We start from the raw sequence: 17130 nt of genomic DNA on the forward strand, positions 1-17130 counted from the left end.
CTCCCGCCGCGTCCGTTCCTGCCGCCTCGGCGGGGGTGCGGGCAGTCATCATCTCACTTCTTCTCACGCGGGTATCGCATACCCCTCATGCTAGCCCGGGTGGATCGGTTCGGGGCGAGTCGCCGAAGTGCGGGCTGCCGGGCGATACAGTGGCGTAATCACGTCCGTTCAGGCATCCGCTCACGCATCGAAGGAGATCGCAATGACCGCAGACAGCTCCGCAGCAGACACCGGTTCGGCAGGAGAGGTCCAGCTCGACAACGGCGTGTTCCGGGTGACGAAGTGGACGATCAGGCCCGACGGCGTCATTCCGATGCACAGACATGAGTACGAGTACGTCGTGGTGCCGATGGTCACCGACACGATGCTTGTGCGCAACTCCGACGGCACCGAGATCCGCGCCGAGCTCGAGGCCGGCATCTCCTACACCCGCCCCGCCGGCTCCGAACACGAGGTCTCGAATCCCGGAGGCAGCGCCGACGTCGTCTTCGTCGAGATCGAACGCCTCTGAGGCTGCGGTCGCGCGATTTCGAGTTCAGGCTCAGAAAATAGGTCGCAATCGGATACTTCGAAGCGCCAGAAGTATCCGATTGCGACCTACATTTGGCGCAGAGTGTCCGATTGCGACCATTTCTCGGCAGAAAGCGCCCTCAGTCGGGGATGTCCCAGGTGTGGACCGGGGCTCCCGTCGCCTGGTTGGCCAAGTAGGCGTCCATCATCGCCTTCAGTCCCTCGCTGCGCTCGGTCGACCCCGGGGCGCTGCCCGGCGCCAGTCGGTCGAGCATGCGCAGCTGCCAGGTCGCACCGTTGATGCGACTCTCGGCGCGGCCCTCGATGATCGACATGTATTCGTCGATGACGTCATTGTCGATGTTCAGTCGTGACAGACCGCGCCTGGCCTGGGGTGCGAGCACATCGGTGACGAGGTCGGCGACGCCGATGCGCCCGATCTTCGGCCAGGTCACACGTGCCTCGATGCCGTCCTTGGCGCAGGCGAAGAAGTTCTCCTCCGCCTCGGCGAACGACATCCGCGACCACACTGGGCGGTTCTCTCCGACGAGGAATTCGGCGAGTCCGTAGTAGAAAGCGGCGTCGGCCACCATGTCGACCGGGGTCGGACCGGCCGGCAGCAGACGGTTCTCGACTCGGATGTGGGCGCCGTTGTCACCGGAGTTGTAGATCGGCCGGTTCCACCGCCACACCGTACCGTTGTGCAGGTTGAGTTCGAAGAGCTTCGGGGCATCCGCGGCCCGGAACTCGACGAAGTCCTTGATCTCGGGCAGCAGCGGCGGGAAGTAGCGGACGTTCTCCTCGAAGAGGTCGAACACGCTGGTGATCCACCGTTCGCCGAACCACACGCGTGGGCGCACCCCCTGGTTGACCAGCTCGGGAGTGCGGGTGTCGATGGACTGGGAGAATACGGGGATCCGGGATTCGTGCCACAGCTTGCGACCGACGAACAGCGGGGAGTTCGCGCCCATGGCCACCTGCGCCGCGGCGATCGCCTGCGAGGCGTTCCACGCATCGGCGAACCGGTTCGGGGCCACCTGCAGGTGCAGCTGCATCGAAGTGCATGAGGATTCGGGGGCGATATCGGCGAACTCCGCCCTGTACCGTTCGTCCCGGCCGAGTTCGATGCGCACATACTCGCCGCGCGCATCGATGACCGAGTTGCTCAGCGCTTCGTAGCGGTTCTCTTCGGTCATCCACCTCTCGTCGCTGAGGAACTGCGTGGTCAGCGTCGGCAGGGTCCCGATCGACACGATGCTCAGTCCCTCCGCCTCAGCGGCCTTCTGCGCCTTCTCCAGACGGTGGGCGACACCGGCCTCGAGGGTCTTCAGCCCCCGCCCGGCCACCTGCAGCACCGGGTGGTTGAGCTCGAGGTTGAAAGCGCCGATCTCTGACTGATAGTCGTCGTCGAGGCGATCGAGCACGTCCTTGTTGCGCAGGCTCGGCTGGTTCTCACCGTCGACGAGGTTGAGCTCGAGTTCGAGCCCGATCGTGCCCGCCGATTTGAAATCCGCATGACGAAGGTAGGTATCGAAGAGCTCGAGATTCTCTGCAAGCTTCTCCCGATACAGTGTGCGTTCTTCCGGCGTATACCGCTTCGAGCTGACTGCCTCACCCATGGAACTAGCAAACCACAGTCGGCGGGGTTTGTGGGCGGTGATGTGCCTCGGCGTTCAGTCACGATGCGGTCAGGGAGCGGTCACGGCGCAGGTCGACCCCGGTCACACCATCCGGACACCGCCGAAAGCGACAACGGGCTCTCCGTAGAATCGAGCTATGACTTCGACCCCTGCATCCGGATTCCAGCCCACTGAACTCGTCGCTCAGGCGGACCACCGTCTGCCCGACATCCTCGCCGACATCGAACGTGTGATCTCGATTGAGACTCCTTCGAGCGACAAGGAGGCCGTGGCCACCGGGGCACGGGATTTCGCCGCACTGCTGCGCGACCGCCTCGGCGCCGAGGCGGAGCTGCTCGAGGTCGAGGGCACCGCCCACCTGCGGCTGCGTTTCGGCACCGGTCCGGCACGCGTCGTCCTGCTCAACCACCAGGACACAGTGTGGCCGCACGGCACGCTCGAGCGCATCCCCTTCTCCACCGCCGACGGGATTCTGCGGGGGCCCGGCAGCTTCGACATGCTCACCGGGGCGGTCATGAGCGTGCACGCGACCGCGATCCTGCGTGACCTCCTCGGCGAGGGCGCGCTGGAGGGCCTGTCGATCCTCATCACCGGCGATGAGGAGATCGGTTCGCTGACGTCGTCGGAGCTCATCCGCGCCGAGGCGGCCGAAGCACGGGCCGTGTTCGTCATGGAGGCGAGCGCGAATGGTGCGCTCAAACTCGAACGCAAGGGCACGAGCAACTACGTACTGAAGTTCTCGGGCAGGGCCTCGCATGCCGGACTCGAACCGGAGAAGGGGATCAACGCGGGGATGGCCCTGGCCCTGACCCTGCCGCTCGTGGCCGATCTCGCCGACGCTTCAGCCGGGACGACGGTGGTCCCGACCGTGATCAGTGCTGGAACGACGTCGAATACGGTGCCCGCCGAGGCGCGGGTGGACATCGATGTGCGCGCCCGAACCGCGGCAGAACTCGAACGCGTCGATGCGCAGATCCGCGAGTTGGCTGCGAACCCGCAGGTGGACGGCTCGTCGACCGAGGTGCTCGGCGGGATCAACCGGCCGCCGTTCGAACCCGAGCAGTCGGCGGCGCTGTTCGACCGCGCCACCTCTCTGGCGGCCGAGCTCGGGCTTCGCACACCGGAGGGCGTGTCCGTGGGTGGGGCCTCGGATGGGAACTTCACCGCCGGTGACGGCATTCCCACGCTCGATGGTCTCGGTGCCGTCGGCGATGGGGCGCATGCCGAGCATGAGCACGCCGTCATCGACGAGATCGCACCCCGCACCGCACTCCTCGCGGCTCTCATCGCCGATCAGCTCAAGGGCTGAGTCGACGCCGCGCGCACGACTGCGCGAGAGGCCGGCCGACTCTTGTCATGAGTGCCGGTAGGCCCGTGTCGCGGCACCGGCCGGACCTTGTCGCGGGTGCCCGCCGGCCGCGTCCGGGCGATGGGACCGGTGCGTTCAGTCGACGGGGTAACCGGCCGAGCGCATCTGCTCGGGCGACTTCGATGTGAACAGCCAGTCACGCAGCTGCGGGTCCGGCCGGATCGTCTTCCGGGCAAACAGCCGGTCCTCCCCGACGAGGTAGTAGTGGTAGCCGTGCCCGCCGAGGTGGCGCATGAGCTCCCGTGGTTTCGCTCGGTCGTCGAGGACTTCGCAGAGGATGTCCGGGCGCAAGGCGGCGAGGAATTCCTGCCCGTAGGCGAAGACATCGTTCTCACCGCCTTCGACGTCGACCTTCATGGTCACCGTCAAGTCTTCGCCCACGCCCGCCCTGTGCGTCTCCTCGAGCAGATCGGGCAGGAGTGCGTCGAGGGAGGTGAAGCGCACCTCGGCGTCGGAGTCGAAGCTCATGTCGGCGGAGTAGAACGACGGCAGGGCCGATCCCCCGTCACCGAGGGGCACCTTCATCCAGGTGTCGGGACTGCCGACCCCTGTGGGGTGGACGGTGACACGGTCGCTCAGTCCGTTGCGGGCGATGTTCTTCTCCATCCCCGCCACCACTGCGGGGATGATCTCGAAGGCATGGGCGCGGGCCCGCGGATTCGCGGCGAGGACGGCCATCGTGAACACCCCGGTGTAGGCGCCGATGTCGAGGAACGCCTCGGCGTCGGCGCTGAGAGCGACCATGAGGTCAAGAGCAAAGGCGTCTTCGGGTTCGGTGCGTCGGCCGCGCCCCCAGTAGAACTCCTTGGCGATCTCGCAGCGAAAGGGCTCGACGAGGATGAAGTCGGTTCCACCGGCACGTCCGCGCACCTCGGTGAGTTCGATCGGAGCGGGCAGACGGCCGATCTTCACACCTCTGAGCCGCGGCGCGACCGTGCGCAGCAGGGGGTGGAGCATCGGCTGGGCGAGCGCCTTCTTCACGGGCAGTTTGAGCCCGAACCACGATTGTCTGCGCGCGGTGAGCGTCCTCAGGTGGTCTTTCATGACGATGGCCCCCTTGCCGACAGGACGACTTTCGCTCACACTATCAACCGCCGCACCACCGCTCCAGAGCCTGGCATAAGGTGGAGGCGAAGACCCACCCGCAGAGTTGCGCATTAGGAGCCCGGCACATGAAACTCAAGTCAGTCACCCTTCACCAGGTCTCGATTCCGCTCGTGACACCGTTCGAGACCTCGTTCATGCGGGAGACTGAGAAGGACTGCTACCTCGTCGAAGCGGTGTTCGACACGGCCAAGGGTGAGATCACCGGCTGGGGCGAGTCCGTGGCGATGATCTCCCCGCTCTACTCCTCCGAATACGTCGCCGCCGGCATCGACGTCACTCGTCGCTGGTTGGCCCCGCTGCTCTTCGACGTCGAGGACCTCACCGCGGAGACGGTGTCATGGCATCTGCGTCATGTCATCGGTCATCCGATGGCGAAGTCGGCTCTCGAGATGGCTGTCATCGAAGCCCAGCTCAAACTCAACGACCAGTCGTTCAAGGACTACCTCGGCGGGGTCGTCGACTCGGTGCCCTCGGGTGTGTCGGTCGGCATTCAGGATTCCGTCGAGGAGACCGTCGACGTCATCGGCGGCTACCTCGAAGAGGGCTACGCCCGGATCAAGCTGAAGATCAAACCCGGCAAGGACATTGCCCCGGTGGCCGCTGTGCGCAGGGCCTTCGGCGATGACTTCGGATTCCAGGTCGATGCGAACGCCGCCTACACCCTCGTCGATGCCGCCCACCTGCGCCGCCTCGACGAATTCGGGCTCCTGCTCATCGAACAGCCCCTCGGCGAGGCCGACATCCGGCAGCATGCTGAACTGGCGAAGCTCATGGACACCCCGATGTGCCTCGACGAGTCCATCGTCTCCGCCGAGGCGGCCGCCGACGCGATCATGCTCGGAGCCACCTCGGTGATCAACATCAAACCCGGACGGGTCGGCGGGTTCATCGAAGCGAAGAAGATCCATGATCTCGCCGCCGCTCACGGTGTCGCCGTGTGGCACGGCGGAATGGTCGAAACCGGTCTGGGGCGGGCGGCGAACGCGGCCCTGGCCTCTCTGCCGGGCTTCACCCTGCCCGGCGACATCTCCGGTTCGAACCGCTTCTTCCGCGAGGACATCACCGAGGAGATCGTCATGTACGACGGCAAGGTCGACGTCCCCACCGGCGTCGGCTTCGGCGTCTCGATCGACCCGGAAAAGCTCGAACGCTTCCGCACCGATTCAGTGGAGATCCTGCCCGGGCAGTGATTCAAGAGATGTAGCTTCAACGCGGATTGGGGATTCCACACCTCCGCCGGTCGGCAGGCTCATCATGTCGTTGATCGCGTTCATGCAAGAGGTGATCCCGAAGATGATCAACCAGACAACGAAGAGTATCGCGGCCACTTTCACACCGAGGAGGATCTGCCGCCCCAACCGAGACTGCTGCTCGCCGAAAGGCGGGACATTAAGCCGTTCGGGGAGGCCGAATTCAGGGAGATTCATATACTTCCTCTACAGTTCTTCTCGTGCGCGGGCAACTGTTGCGAGCGCATCATCGGCTTGCTGACTCAATCTCATGGCGTTCGCGATCAGAGGCACGATCAATTCTGACTCGACTTTGTCCGCCTGTGAGTCGTTCCAATTGAGCTTGATATCGCGCATCGACTTCCTCAACGTAAGAGCCGTGTCCTCAATCATCACTATCGACGCCTTCGAACCGCATCGGAATCATGTCAGCTCCTGCGTTCACCAAGGCTCGGAGCAGCAGGTGGCCAGACCGAACGGCTCCCGTAATCGGGTTGACGGTGACAGGGTCGGCTGTGATCAGGTCGAACATTGCCTCGTACGAATCTGTGCCGCTCAGCCCCTCACGTGCATCTCGAGCCCTGAAGTTTTCCAAAGACGGATTGCGCCTGAACATCGCGGCCCCTCCCTTGTCCCAGCGCTTGATGAGCATGTCAAAGGCGGCTGTTTCGGACTCGCTCGTTTTGAGTGCTCCTGCGTCTAGGACTTCGAGCAGACTTTGATCAAGCGGTGCGACTTGAATCTGTGAAGTGTCTGGTCTCAACAGGTAGGCGCTCCAGTCGGGCCCGGCATCCGAATCGGTTAAGACACCACCTGACATTGCAGACGGCACTGAAGACACTCCAGTCGAACCCGACCGAAATGCTGAAGACTTCGAAGAAGAACTGCTCAGATAGGCGCCGAGAACTCCCTTGAGAATAGACAGTTTCGTCAAAGCCGCCGTGGCGATGGCCGTCTCAGCGGCTCTCGCGCTGCTGAATGATTGGCGATACTCATCGAGCGCCGAATGAATCCGCCGTCGTGCGTTTTCACTTCGCTCCAACAGCCGACGTGTCTCGCGTTCTCGTTCCTCTGCCTCCCGGAGATTCTCGGACGCGGCGCGAAGCTCGCTCTCCGCTCTCGCCACCCGTGTTCGAGCAAATCCCACAGAATTCCCACTGTAACGCGGGTCCTCATCGAGAGCGTCGGCGAGTTCGCTCTCTGCCGCGGACAACTCGGATTCCGCTGAATATAAACGAGCTTGTGCCTTCACTCGGTCGCCGACAGCGGCATCGAGATCTCTCCGACGACCCGACACTGCTTGATCGGCATCGTGTGCACTTGACTGCAGAGAGCGATCAACATTGCGGGCCGAATAGTCGAATCCGGATCGGAATGCCAGCAAACTCGTCGACAGCGAGCTCAAGGCTCCATGGCTGGAGCTGACTTTCTCAGAACTCATCGCCCAAGGAAGTCCCTGAGTTGCCGGGACTTGGCATCGACTTCGCGAGAATGGTCAAACAGACTCTCGGCCAACTTCTTCAGTCCAAGAGTCGCGTCATGGACATCGTGATCAATGCGGTCTTTGACCCGATCATTCCAGTCGATCGTGCGAAGCGTGTACTCGAGTTCCTTGGCGAGTTTGACGACGTTCTCGCCGTTGCTGCGGAGCCGTCGTGAGAAGGCCTCGAGTTCGGGGGCATTGGCGTGGACACGGTCGCTCATATCGTTTCTCCTAGAGTCAGGGCTTTCGCCACCCAGTCCGTATCGTTCAGTACGTACGGAAGATACTTCTTCGTTTCTCCGGTATCGAGGTCGTAGTAAAGCATCTGTCCTTGGTCAGGACGGACACGAACGGTCGCCGATGTGAGTTGGCCGATGTCTTCGTTCGACATTGCGCCGATGAGCCGAAAGGAGAATTCGTGTTGAACCTTGCGGCTGAGCCTCTTCTCAAGTCCTTGAGCCGTATCCACTGTTGCGACGATATGCACTCCGACTTCTGGCCCTTCAGATGCGATTCTTTCGATCAGCTCGTGCAAGGAGACGCTTGGTTCGTCATCAAAGCTCATCGAAGTGGAAAAGCTGTTGGGGTCGAGGTCACGGGCCTTCTGGAGTCCATAGAGCGTGAGAAGGATGGGGGCGGAGGAGAAGTCCTGTTCTTCTTGCCGTCTGTCGATCTCTGCGGCTACGGATGCTAGCGCGCTTTCGGCATTCTTGCTCGAATACTGCGTTGCGACTCCTTGATCGACGAGCCCGTTGATGACCTGCTGAAGAGCGGGAAGAATGTGAGAGAAGGCGATGATCTCGTGCGTCATGAACGGATTCGACGCCCGCGCAGAAAGCCACAGAGCAGTCAACGTTCCGACAAGCTGGTGCGAGACATTGCGGTCGACGTGAATGATGTTGCTGCCGGCTTCCCGTTTCAGCTCGACGTAGTAGTCGGAGTGGAGTGAGAAAGCGTCTCCGGGACGAAGAACGACAGGCTTGCTTTGGCTCTGCGGATCCTCGGTCGAGCCAGGTGTGAAACGGCCCATTTCGGCCTCTTCCAAGTGGGCTTGCGTACCGCTTTCGAAGATGCGGGGCTTTCGAGTGAATCCTTCATCTTCGGCCTTGGCTCTCATAACGTCCAGCCTGTTTTTCCGGACAGTCGCGTCCTCGTATGCCCCCTTGAAATGAACGTTGGCAGACTCGCGCCCCGACTCGTTATTGAGGATTCCTTCACCTCGCGACGAGATGAGTCGGTGTGCAGGGTTGTGATCGTCCATCACAGTCATCGCATCTTCTGTGGAGCTGGGCAGCAGCACCCTCACGTTGAGCAGTTGGAGGGATTGCTTGTTGATTGCGATCATGCCGCTCAGAGTCTGGGAGCTCAAAACTATATGGATTCCGTGGCTGCGTCCTTGCTTGATGATCTGGTCCAAAGACTTGGCGGCAGCTTGTCCAATCCGGTCATCATCATTGAAGAGCACTTGGAATTCGTCAAAAAACACCACGATTCTCGTCATCTCATGACCGATGGCGCGATAACCGCCGATGTTCTGTACCTTGGTGGCTTTGAAAGTGTCCGCTCGGTGCTTGAGCTCATGCTCAAGTGACTGGAGAACGTTCATTCCCAACTCGCGTTCGCTCTCCACCGCTATGCAAGAAGCATGTGGCAACCCGTGCTCCGCGTAGTCGGCAAATTCAACGCCTTCTTTGAAATCGAGGAGATACAGCTCCAGTTCGTCTGGCCCATACATAGTTGTCAGGCCCGCCAGAACCGTGTGGATCAGCGTCGACTTTCCAGATCCAGGGCGGCCAACGATCAGTGCTCCAGTGAGATTACCTGAATCAAGCCGGAGAGTAGCGACTTCCGTAGCTCCTGACCGGCCGAATGGAGCGACCACATTCTCACTCGTACGGTTCTGCCACCAAGTTTCAGAGTCGCTCAGATCAGGGACCTTCAAATCCGGTCTCAGTTCCGACTTCGTGCCTCCTGCAACTACTTCGCTGAATTTGGAAAATGTCTTTTCGATCGCAGTATCGATGTCGAGGGTCCTGGAGCTCGAACCAATCTTGTCGACGATCTGGTCGATTACAGTGCCTCCATACTCTTCGCCGAGCTCGCTGATCGGATCGTTGCTCAGTTCCGTCAGCCACGCCGAGTCGCCGAGTTGAGAGGCAGAGCCAGGCGCAAAATCCGCGTTTGTGACAGCCATAGAATCCCGTGGCAAATGGCTGATATCGATACGGCGAAAGTCATCTGCGTCCGAATCGGTGTTAGCGGTCACAAGGGTGAATATTCCGCATTTCGGTCCATGCTCGATGATCCTCTGCAGTTGGTGGAGCATGTCGTCGTCGAACAGCTTAGGGAAGTCCTGCACGATCAAGAGCCGGTAAGCCTCGGCAACCTCGCCTGCGTCGTCGTTGTATTCAGCCAAAGAGCGGTATGTCCCACGAAGATACTTCTGCACCACGACTTCGATATGTGCAGTCAACGTATTGAGCAGGTCTTTGATTGACTCAGTATTGCTGCGTACCTTGCCCGAGATGAGCTCCGGATTGTAATCGCCCAATCGAATGAATCGTGAGACAGCGTTTCCCATGCCCAGCGGGTCGATCACACCGACCCTGAGATTCTTCGGAGGAAATGAGCACATAGTTCGAGCGAGGAAGTTCCGAACGACTGCGTCCAACGCTTCTCGGTCAGTCGCCTTTCCCGAATAGGGGTGAAGAACATTGCCCAGTTTCCTGATGTCTTTGAGAAGGGGCACTTGCAAGGAAGTTCTGGTGATCTCCGACAACTCCGGATTGTCATACCGCAGTTGAGCTATGTGTTGAGGGACGACGCTTTCCGGTGGTTCCCATTTCTGCAGCTCCGCATCTTCCCAAGATCCGACTGCTCCAGGACCGACTGACCGGATCACTGTCTGAAAAGATCCGTGGACGTCGTCGACCTCGTTGCTGAGTTCTGCGCCGATAGCCGCCAATTGCGCTCGGTACTTCGAAAGGTTTTCATTTGTGACAGCGTCGAAGTGCCCCATCTCCGAAGCGAGCATCTCCGCGGTTTCGTGTGCCATAGCGATGCAGTGCAATCGGGCACCCTCGAACGATGAAAGGCTGAGCGTGAGACGTCGGCTTACGCCACCGGTGAAAATTCGAGCCAAGTCAAGATTTCGACGGAGCAGGACGATGTCATCCTTCAACTGGTCGATCCTGGAGAAGTCGAAATCGATGCCGCCTTGCCCGCTCTGTCTGTAAGGCACCTCAAGGGGTTGTATGTTTCCGTCCTGATGAAGCTTCGTCAGGACGGACCATGCCCGATCGGATCCCGACAGCCTCTCTTGTAGCCAAAATTTGAGATCTTCGGCGAGCGTCGCGTGCGCATTGAGAACAGATCGTGTACGCGCGGCGGATCCAGACAAGTCGTTCTCGGCGTCGTTCCACTGCGATCGTGCACGTTTCAAGGCGGCCAATTTCCTGCTGGCGTCCGAAGACCCCTTCAAAAAACGATTCTGAAGGCCATCCGCAGCATTTGCGGCCTCGTTCGGAGCAAGTCTCGTGGTGTGCATCGATGGAGTCTCCCGATTGATCAACTACGTCGCCAGTGACTTTGATCCTACAAGTGTTCTGTCTTTTTTCACTATGAATTTCGAGTATGACCCAAAATGACGACCCGCTTCAGCAACGTTTGATGCCCCGGGCCCCTTGCCTACTGCCCGAGACCCACGACTCCGATCATCACCCGCACCAGTGCCACGATGAGGACGGTTCCGGTGAAGTCGAAGGCGACCCAGCCGCGCTCATGCTCGACCAGTTCGGCCTGGCAGCAGAGGCCGACCGCGTAGGCCGGGCTACTGAGAACGCAACCGGGGCCGGGATCTTGCTTCGGGGCCCGGGCGGCGAGTCGAATACGGTCGAGATGACCGAGGCGATCGTTGCTCAGCTCGAAGCCATCAACGCCGAAGAGACCGTGGCAGCCTGAGCAGGCAGTCGAAAGCGGTCCTCGCACCCACAAGACACCGCTGGCAAGGAACCCCGCCTCACTCGTGGGTGTGGATCTCCTCAGCGGCATCCTTCGCGCGGTCGAACTGGAAGGTCGAGTGTTCGATCGCAATCTTGTGGTGCTCGGCCAGGCACTCCTGGAGAGCCTTGAGGATGCGCGGAGCATGTCCGTCGTAGAAGCATTCGTCGGCGAGCACCACATGAGCCGTGAGCACCGGCAGGTTCGAATCGATGCGGGTGACGTGGAGATCGTGGACCTCCTGCACGTGCTCGACCGATTCGAGATGCTCCCGAACCTTGTCCAGGTCGAGTTCCTTCGGAGCGACCTCGAGGAGGATCGACCCGGTCTCTCGGAGGATCGAAAAGGCCCGGGGAACGATGAGGGCCGCGATGACCAGCGCCGCCACCGCGTCGGCGCGCTCCCAGCCGAAGAGCCAGATCGACAGCGCCGCGAGAATGACGGCCACGGACCCGAGCGCATCGGCGATGACTTCCAGGAATGCCGCTTTGAGGTTGAGCGAATTCTCCCTCGAGGAACTGAGGATGGCGATCGAAACGAGATTGCCGACCAGACCGATGGCCCCGAAGAGCAGCAGGCCCGGCCCGGGCACCTCAGGCGGGGCGAAGAATCGGCGGACGCCCTCGATGAGGCTGTAGACGCCGAGGCCCAACAGCAGAGTCGCCTGCGCACCCGCGGCAAGCACTTCGGCACGCTTGAATCCCCAGGTCTTCTGCCCACCGGCCGGTTTGTTGACCAGCGTCGCCGCGAAGAGTGCGATGCCGATGCCGATGAGGTCGACGGCATTGTGGCCGGTGTCGACGAGCAGCGCGAGACTGCCGGTGATGACGGAGCCGATGAGCTGGAAGACGAAGATCGCAGCGACGATGCCGAAAACGATTCCCAGCTGACGCCGCGATCCCGAACCATGCGAATGATCATGAGCCATATGAACCTCCCGACTCAACACATTAACATATGCACATGCGTTTATATACAGTGCCTGCGGTGACGTTGCTCACCCGCACAGAAGGGGCCGGGAACGGCAGCGGGCACCGACCAGATCGTCTGATCGGTGCCCGTGCCGCGTACACCGGGGCCCGCTGAATCAACAACAGGGTCCGCTGAGCCAGTCAGTCCTCGGAACGCGTATCGCCCTCGTCCGAGTCCGGATCCGAGTCCGAGCCCGAATCCGTGTCTGAATCCGAATCCTCTCCGGAGCCGCCGGCCGCTCCACGCTCGTCGAGGCGGCGCTTCGCCTCGTCGATATAGGACTGCACATCGAAGCCGGTCGCCTTCTTCACCTCATCGCCGATCCGGTCGAGGTCGACGCCGCTGTCATCGAGGAACGACTTCGGGTCGAAGCTCGTGCGGTTCGCCCGCGGCCCAGCAGACGCCGGACCGTCCGCGACGACCCCATCGACAACCTCATCTGTTCCCTCGCCCGAGGACGCAGACGAATCGGCCGGTCCTCCGCCCTCGGGCGACGAGGAATCGTCCGATCCTGCCGAACCCGCCCCGCCGGAGCCCTTCGCCTTGGCCACGAGATCGGTGAGGTCGACACCGGTCGTGCCCCGCACCACTTCGAGCACCTGCGCGAGGTTGTTCGACACGGAGTTCGCCAGCTTCGACTCTCCGTCGGTGGACACGATCGAAAGATCCTTGATGTTCGCGTACGGCGCCACGAGCTCGCCGGCCACGGTCGGCAGCACTTCGAGCACCTTCGACAGCACGGCCGCATCGTTGAACTGCTTGTACGCCTCGGCCTGCGCCTGCAGCGCCTCGGCTTCGGCTTCACCGCGCGCCCGGATCGCATCGGCTTCGGCTTCGCCCTCGAGCCGGATCGCCTCGGCGTCCTTCGACCGACGGTGCAGCTCGGCCGCGGCTTCAGCCCGACCCTGCGCCTCGATCTCGTAGGCCCTGGCATCGGCGGTCGCCTGCTGCCGATAGCGCTCGGCATCGGCTGGACGACGCACTTCGGCGTCGAGCTGTTCGGCGCGCAGCTCTGCGGCCTCCTTGGCCACCACGCGATCGCGTTCGAGCAGCTTCTGCTTCTCCGCCGCAGCGGCCAAGGGGCCGGCGTTGTCGGCAGTGGCCTGACGCTGATCGGCTTCTTCCTTCAGAGCGGCACGACGCAGCGCGAGCTGCTGCTGCTGTTCGGCGATCGCCTGGTCGGTCAGCGCCTGCTGCTTCTGCGTCTCTTCGTTCTGCTGCGCTTCCTCAACAGCGGAGGCGCGGCCGGCGTTCGCCTCGGCGATGGCGGCGTTCTTCGCCACCTCGGCGGCCTGCGGACGGCCCCAGTCGCGCAGGTAGCTGCCTTCATCCTCGACCGCCGAGATCTGGAAGGTGTCGATGATGAGGCCCTGGTTGTTCATCGAGTGCGCAGATTCCTCCTGCACCTGAGCGGCGAAGGAGGCCCGGTCCTGGATGATCTGCTCGACCGTGAGCGTGCCGACCACGGCGCGCAGCGTGCCGGAGAGGATCTCTTTCGAATAGTGGTCGATCTGATCCTGCTGGTCGAGGAAGCGCTGCGCGGCCCTGCGCACATCGTCCTCGGTGCCGCCGACCTTGACTTGCGCCACGCCGCGCAGCCGCAGCGCGATGCCGTTGATGGAGATGCCGTCGATCTCGACGGAGATCTGCCGCGAGGACAGCGAGAGGATGAACGCCTTCTGCACGATCGGATAGACGACAGAGCGACCGCCGATGACGATGCGACCGGTGCCCGAAGCGCCCGATGCGTTCCGCCCGGTGATGATGAGCGCCTCGGACGGGGAGGCGATCTTGTAGGAGCGGAGGATCACGAACAGTGCGATCAGAATGACGAGGACGAGGACGCCGATTCCTCCGGCGCCGAGTAGCAGGTCCATCAGTGGGCCTTTCATCGCAGTGGGGTGTGCCGTCGGCCGATCACCGGCCGACCCCACTCATCCTAAGCGAGCCCACCGACACAGAACAGGGCGGACCTGCCGATCATCTGCCCCATTCCCAGGGCGGGCCCGCCACGAGCAGACCCGAGAAGACGACGATGACGAAGACCACGCCGATGCCGATGGCCCACCACGGGTACCGAATGCACCACGAGGTGAGCTTCTCGAACCAGCCGACCGGCGCGCGACCGCGGCGGCCGAGCCCCCACTCGCCCTCGAGGGATCCGGTCTTCTCGACGGATCGCTCGAACGGGATGGTGGCGTAGGGGATGATCGCCGAGCCGAGCCCCGTGGCGATGCGCCGCTTGCTCCACTGCTGCGAGGTTCCGACGCCGATGACGGCGATGACGAAGCAGATGAAGATGAAGCCGTGGATGCCCCCGCCGATCCGCACCCCCACCTCGGTGGTGTGCGTGACGTACTTGAGGATCATGCCGATGATGAGCAGAGACCAGGTGACGGTCTCGGCCACTGCGAAGAATGTGAAGAAACGTTTTGGAGTCACAGAAGTCCATTGTCCCTGGTCGGGTTGGACGTGAGCTGAAGACCGCCGACCGAGCGGATTCGTCTCAGCGGAGCGAACGACCCCGCGGCGGCGAAACGAGCATCCGTACGGCGGCGACCCCACGCCAGCGAGTCGAATGCCCGCAGCTCCGCCGGGTGAATGACCACACGGGTCGGCGACCTCATCGGTCACCGACCCGTGGGTGTGTGATTCTCAGTCGCGGCGACGACGCGAGCCCAGAGTCATCAGGACACCGAGCACGATGAGCGCTCCGGCCGAGATGATCAGCGGCATGGCCTCGTTGCCGGTGCGGGGCAGGTCTCCCCCGCCACCGCCACCGGAGCCGTCTTCGGCGGCGACGACTTCGAAGGATCCGGTCAGCGGCTCGCCCCCGTCGCAGTCGACGGTGACGGCATAGGTGCCGATGTAGCTGTCGACCATCGAGTCATCGAGTCCGCGCACTCCGAAGCGTGCCGTGCTGTCCGCGTCGACCGTCGCGGTCTGCTCGAACTTCTCGATCTTCCCGTTCTGCGGGTCGACGTTCATCGTCGCCGTGGTGTCGGCGGTGCAGCCGGTGGCCGTGACCTGGACTCCCTTGTCACCGACGAAGGCCTCGGCCTCGATCGTCGTCGGATCGATGCTCAGCGCCCGCTCGGCAGGCGTGTCGGTCGGGGTCTGGGTCGGAGGATCGGTCGGATCCGTCGGCGGATCCGTCGGCGGGGTCGTCGGGGCGTCGACGAGCTCGTAGGCCAGCGTGTGCACGGCGAATCCGATCGCCGGAGCGAAGATGTCGATCGACTCCTTGCTCACGTTCTCGATCGTGTCGGTGGGCTGGTGGTAGTTCGTGTCGTGCTTCGCCCCGACCGTGCCGCCGAACATCTCGGCTTCTTCGGCGGTCTTCGTGCCGTCTGCGCCGGAGAACAGGCCGCTGGCAGGAATGCCGTTGTCGATGAACGCCTGGTAGTCCGAGCGTCCGGAGAAATCGGTGCCGACGTTCGGCTGGTCGATGTCCGCGAAGTAGTCGGTGAAGATCTTCTCGAGTTCGGCCGAGCCTTCGGGGACGTTGACGTCGTCGGGAATCGGCACATCGGAGCCGTCGGAGTCGAGGGTGCCGACGATGAAGTTGTCCGAGCCGATCATGTCGAAGTTCATGTACGACTGGATCTTGCCCAGTTCCGCATCGTCGAGGCTCTCGACGTAGTGGGTCGAGCCGACGAGGCCTTCCTCCTCAGCTCCCCACCACCCGAAGCGGATGGCGTTGTCGACGTCGGACGGCTGCTGAGCGAGCGCCTCGGCGCTGGCCAGGAGGGCTGCGGAGCCGGAACCGTTGTCGTTGACTCCGGGGCCCTCTTCGACGCTGTCGAGATGAGCACCGAGCATCTGGACGTTGTCGTGATCGCCCGCCTTGGTCTCGGCGATGACGTTCCAGGTCGTCGAGGTGGTGAACTCGGTCTCCAGGGTGAAGTCCGCGGTCGGGGCCTCGTCTTCGGCGGCCTCTTGGACCTGGGTGAGGACATCGTTGCCGATGTTGAAGCTCGCCCCCACAGTGGGAGCATTGCCCTCCGTGCGCTCGCCGAGGGTGGCGTTGAGCGCATCGTCGGGGTTCTCTTCGTCGTTGTTGTAGAGCAGGACTGCGGCGGCTCCGGCATCGGTGGCGGCCTGGGTCTTCTCCCCGAAGGCGCATTCCCCGCGGACGACGAGCACGAGCGCACCTTCGGCACTGTCGTCGTAGTCGCCGGCCTCACAGCCGAGCTGTCCGCCTGCCAGGTCGCTGTAGTCGTCATCGACCGGCAGCACGATGGGCAGGTCGGTCAGCGGTTCGGTCGTGCCCTCGGTGTACTCGGCGGGTACGACCTCGAGCTCCTCCCCGTCGACGCTGACCGCGACAGTGGGGAACTTCTGCTGATCATGCTGGAAGGCCTGACGAGTGACGTCGAAGGCGCCTGTGGCCTCGAGGGTGTCCTCGACGTATTCCACGGCCTCTTCGTAGCCGGGGGTGCCCAACGCACGGAATCCTTCGTCCGTATGCGAGGTCGAGATGTCGGAGAGCTTCTGCAGATGATCCATCACGGCGTCACCGTTGACGCCCATGTCGGTGTGTTCGGTCGGGCCGGCGGGGCCTGCGGCCAGCGCCGGACTCACCCCGCCCAGAATCAGGCCGGCCGAGGCGGTGATCGCCAGCCAGCTCTTCGTGCGCAACTTCATGGAGTTCCTTTCGCTCCTTCGTCTGTGCCCGAGGAATCGCTGGGGAAGGCGCGCCGGAATCGACCGCTCCGACATGGCTGTCCATATCGGTGGCGGCCTCCACGACTGCGCTTGCGGGGAAGCTCGATTCTGACGTTCCGTCATGACTCGCCGTTGGTAACGAATCACATTCTT

General features: G+C 62.6%; 15 protein-coding genes. 4 read left to right on the plus strand and 11 right to left on the minus strand.

The annotated features are described in order from the left end of the window. Positions 1-202 precede the first annotated feature (202 nt). Positions 203-511, plus strand: coding sequence for a cupin (locus EB836_RS14270; RefSeq protein WP_096161862.1), 309 nt, complete (start codon positions 203-205; stop codon positions 509-511). Positions 512-650: 139 nt separating this feature from the next. Here the strand turns inward: EB836_RS14270 and EB836_RS14275 are convergent, their stop codons facing one another. Beyond that, positions 651-2129 (minus strand): glutamate--cysteine ligase, encoded by a 1479-nt coding sequence (locus EB836_RS14275; protein ID WP_135541565.1) that lies wholly within the window; start codon positions 2127-2129, stop codon positions 651-653. 157 nt (positions 2130-2286) lie between these two features. Between EB836_RS14275 and EB836_RS14280 the strand changes: the two genes are divergently transcribed. Beyond that, complete coding sequence (locus EB836_RS14280; RefSeq protein ID WP_135541567.1) at positions 2287-3459, plus strand: M20 family metallopeptidase; 1173 nt, start codon at positions 2287-2289, stop codon at positions 3457-3459. A gap of 135 nt (positions 3460-3594) precedes the next feature. On the opposite strand, the gene EB836_RS14285 is transcribed toward EB836_RS14280, so the two are convergent. Then, the gene (locus tag EB836_RS14285) at positions 3595-4563 is read right to left on the minus strand and encodes an FkbM family methyltransferase (RefSeq protein ID WP_135541569.1); all 969 of its coding nucleotides are present in this window, start codon (positions 4561-4563) and stop codon (positions 3595-3597) included. 128 nt (positions 4564-4691) lie between these two features. Between EB836_RS14285 and menC the strand changes: the two genes are divergently transcribed. Next, positions 4692-5816, plus strand: a complete 1125-nt coding sequence (menC, locus tag EB836_RS14290; protein ID WP_135541571.1) for an o-succinylbenzoate synthase — start codon at positions 4692-4694, stop codon at positions 5814-5816. On the opposite strand, the gene EB836_RS14295 is transcribed toward menC, so the two are convergent. The 5 genes from EB836_RS14295 to EB836_RS14310 are packed head-to-tail and all read right to left on the minus strand — an operon-like array spanning position 5790 to position 10885. Beyond that, positions 5790-6053, minus strand: a complete 264-nt coding sequence (locus EB836_RS14295) for a hypothetical protein (RefSeq protein ID WP_135541573.1) — start codon at positions 6051-6053, stop codon at positions 5790-5792. The genes menC and EB836_RS14295 overlap by 27 nt on opposite strands. A gap of 9 nt (positions 6054-6062) precedes the next feature. Further along, positions 6063-6212: a hypothetical protein gene (locus tag EB836_RS18220; protein ID WP_167854468.1), complete on the minus strand. Its 150-nt coding sequence runs from the start codon at positions 6210-6212 to the stop codon at positions 6063-6065. A 28-nt stretch (positions 6213-6240) separates the two neighbouring features. Next, positions 6241-7260 (minus strand): hypothetical protein, encoded by a 1020-nt coding sequence (locus EB836_RS14300; protein WP_135541575.1) that lies wholly within the window; start codon positions 7258-7260, stop codon positions 6241-6243. 32 nt (positions 7261-7292) lie between these two features. Beyond that, the gene (locus tag EB836_RS14305; RefSeq protein WP_135541577.1) at positions 7293-7559 is read right to left on the minus strand and encodes a hypothetical protein; all 267 of its coding nucleotides are present in this window, start codon (positions 7557-7559) and stop codon (positions 7293-7295) included. Beyond that, positions 7556-10885, minus strand: coding sequence for an ABC transporter ATP-binding protein (locus EB836_RS14310; protein WP_135541579.1), 3330 nt, complete (start codon positions 10883-10885; stop codon positions 7556-7558). The genes EB836_RS14305 and EB836_RS14310 overlap by 4 nt, the downstream gene beginning before the upstream one ends. A gap of 122 nt (positions 10886-11007) precedes the next feature. Here EB836_RS14310 and EB836_RS18290 point away from each other — a divergent pair, with 122 nt between their 5' ends. Beyond that, positions 11008-11298 carry a hypothetical protein gene (locus EB836_RS18290; protein WP_205683378.1) on the plus strand — a complete coding sequence of 97 codons (291 nt, stop codon included), beginning with the start codon at positions 11008-11010 and terminating at the stop codon, positions 11296-11298. A 58-nt stretch (positions 11299-11356) separates the two neighbouring features. On the opposite strand, the gene EB836_RS14320 is transcribed toward EB836_RS18290, so the two are convergent. The 4 genes from EB836_RS14320 to EB836_RS14335 all read right to left on the minus strand — a co-directional run bounded on the left by EB836_RS14320 (position 11357) and on the right by EB836_RS14335 (position 16956). Then, on the minus strand, positions 11357-12265 hold the full coding sequence (locus EB836_RS14320) for a cation diffusion facilitator family transporter (protein ID WP_135541581.1): 909 nt from the start codon (positions 12263-12265) through the stop codon (positions 11357-11359). Between the two features lie 184 nt (positions 12266-12449). Then, positions 12450-14186 carry an SPFH domain-containing protein gene (locus EB836_RS14325; RefSeq protein ID WP_135541583.1) on the minus strand — a complete coding sequence of 579 codons (1737 nt, stop codon included), beginning with the start codon at positions 14184-14186 and terminating at the stop codon, positions 12450-12452. Positions 14187-14289: 103 nt separating this feature from the next. Continuing rightward, a complete protein-coding gene (locus EB836_RS14330; RefSeq protein WP_135541585.1) occupies positions 14290-14751 on the minus strand; it encodes a DUF3817 domain-containing protein in 462 nt (153 codons plus the stop codon). A gap of 213 nt (positions 14752-14964) precedes the next feature. After that, the gene (locus EB836_RS14335; RefSeq protein WP_135541587.1) at positions 14965-16956 is read right to left on the minus strand and encodes a M28 family peptidase; all 1992 of its coding nucleotides are present in this window, start codon (positions 16954-16956) and stop codon (positions 14965-14967) included. Positions 16957-17130 lie beyond the last annotated feature (174 nt).

The organism is Brevibacterium sp. S111, assembly GCF_004745075.1.
Classification (GTDB): domain Bacteria; phylum Actinomycetota; class Actinomycetes; order Actinomycetales; family Brevibacteriaceae; genus Brevibacterium.

Bases quoted from the DNA above. Each gene is read 5' to 3' on its own strand.
- EB836_RS14275 (WP_135541565.1), bottom strand. From the start codon at position 2,129: ATGGGTGAGGCAGTCAGCTCGAAGCGGTATACGCCGGAAGAACGCACA.
- EB836_RS14310 (WP_135541579.1), bottom strand. From the start codon at position 10,885: ATGCACACCACGAGACTTGCTCCGAACGAGGCCGCAAATGCTGCGGAT.
- EB836_RS14320 (WP_135541581.1), bottom strand. From the start codon at position 12,265: ATGGCTCATGATCATTCGCATGGTTCGGGATCGCGGCGTCAGCTGGGA.
- EB836_RS18290 (WP_205683378.1), top strand. From the start codon at position 11,008: ATGCCCCGGGCCCCTTGCCTACTGCCCGAGACCCACGACTCCGATCAT.
- EB836_RS14305 (WP_135541577.1), bottom strand. From the start codon at position 7,559: ATGAGCGACCGTGTCCACGCCAATGCCCCCGAACTCGAGGCCTTCTCA.
- EB836_RS14280 (WP_135541567.1), top strand. From the start codon at position 2,287: ATGACTTCGACCCCTGCATCCGGATTCCAGCCCACTGAACTCGTCGCT.
- EB836_RS14325 (WP_135541583.1), bottom strand. From the start codon at position 14,186: ATGGACCTGCTACTCGGCGCCGGAGGAATCGGCGTCCTCGTCCTCGTC.
- EB836_RS14295 (WP_135541573.1), bottom strand. From the start codon at position 6,053: ATGAATCTCCCTGAATTCGGCCTCCCCGAACGGCTTAATGTCCCGCCT.
- menC (WP_135541571.1), top strand. From the start codon at position 4,692: ATGAAACTCAAGTCAGTCACCCTTCACCAGGTCTCGATTCCGCTCGTG.
- EB836_RS14270 (WP_096161862.1), top strand. From the start codon at position 203: ATGACCGCAGACAGCTCCGCAGCAGACACCGGTTCGGCAGGAGAGGTC.
- EB836_RS18220 (WP_167854468.1), bottom strand. From the start codon at position 6,212: ATGCGCGATATCAAGCTCAATTGGAACGACTCACAGGCGGACAAAGTC.
- EB836_RS14285 (WP_135541569.1), bottom strand. From the start codon at position 4,563: ATGAAAGACCACCTGAGGACGCTCACCGCGCGCAGACAATCGTGGTTC.
- EB836_RS14335 (WP_135541587.1), bottom strand. From the start codon at position 16,956: ATGAAGTTGCGCACGAAGAGCTGGCTGGCGATCACCGCCTCGGCCGGC.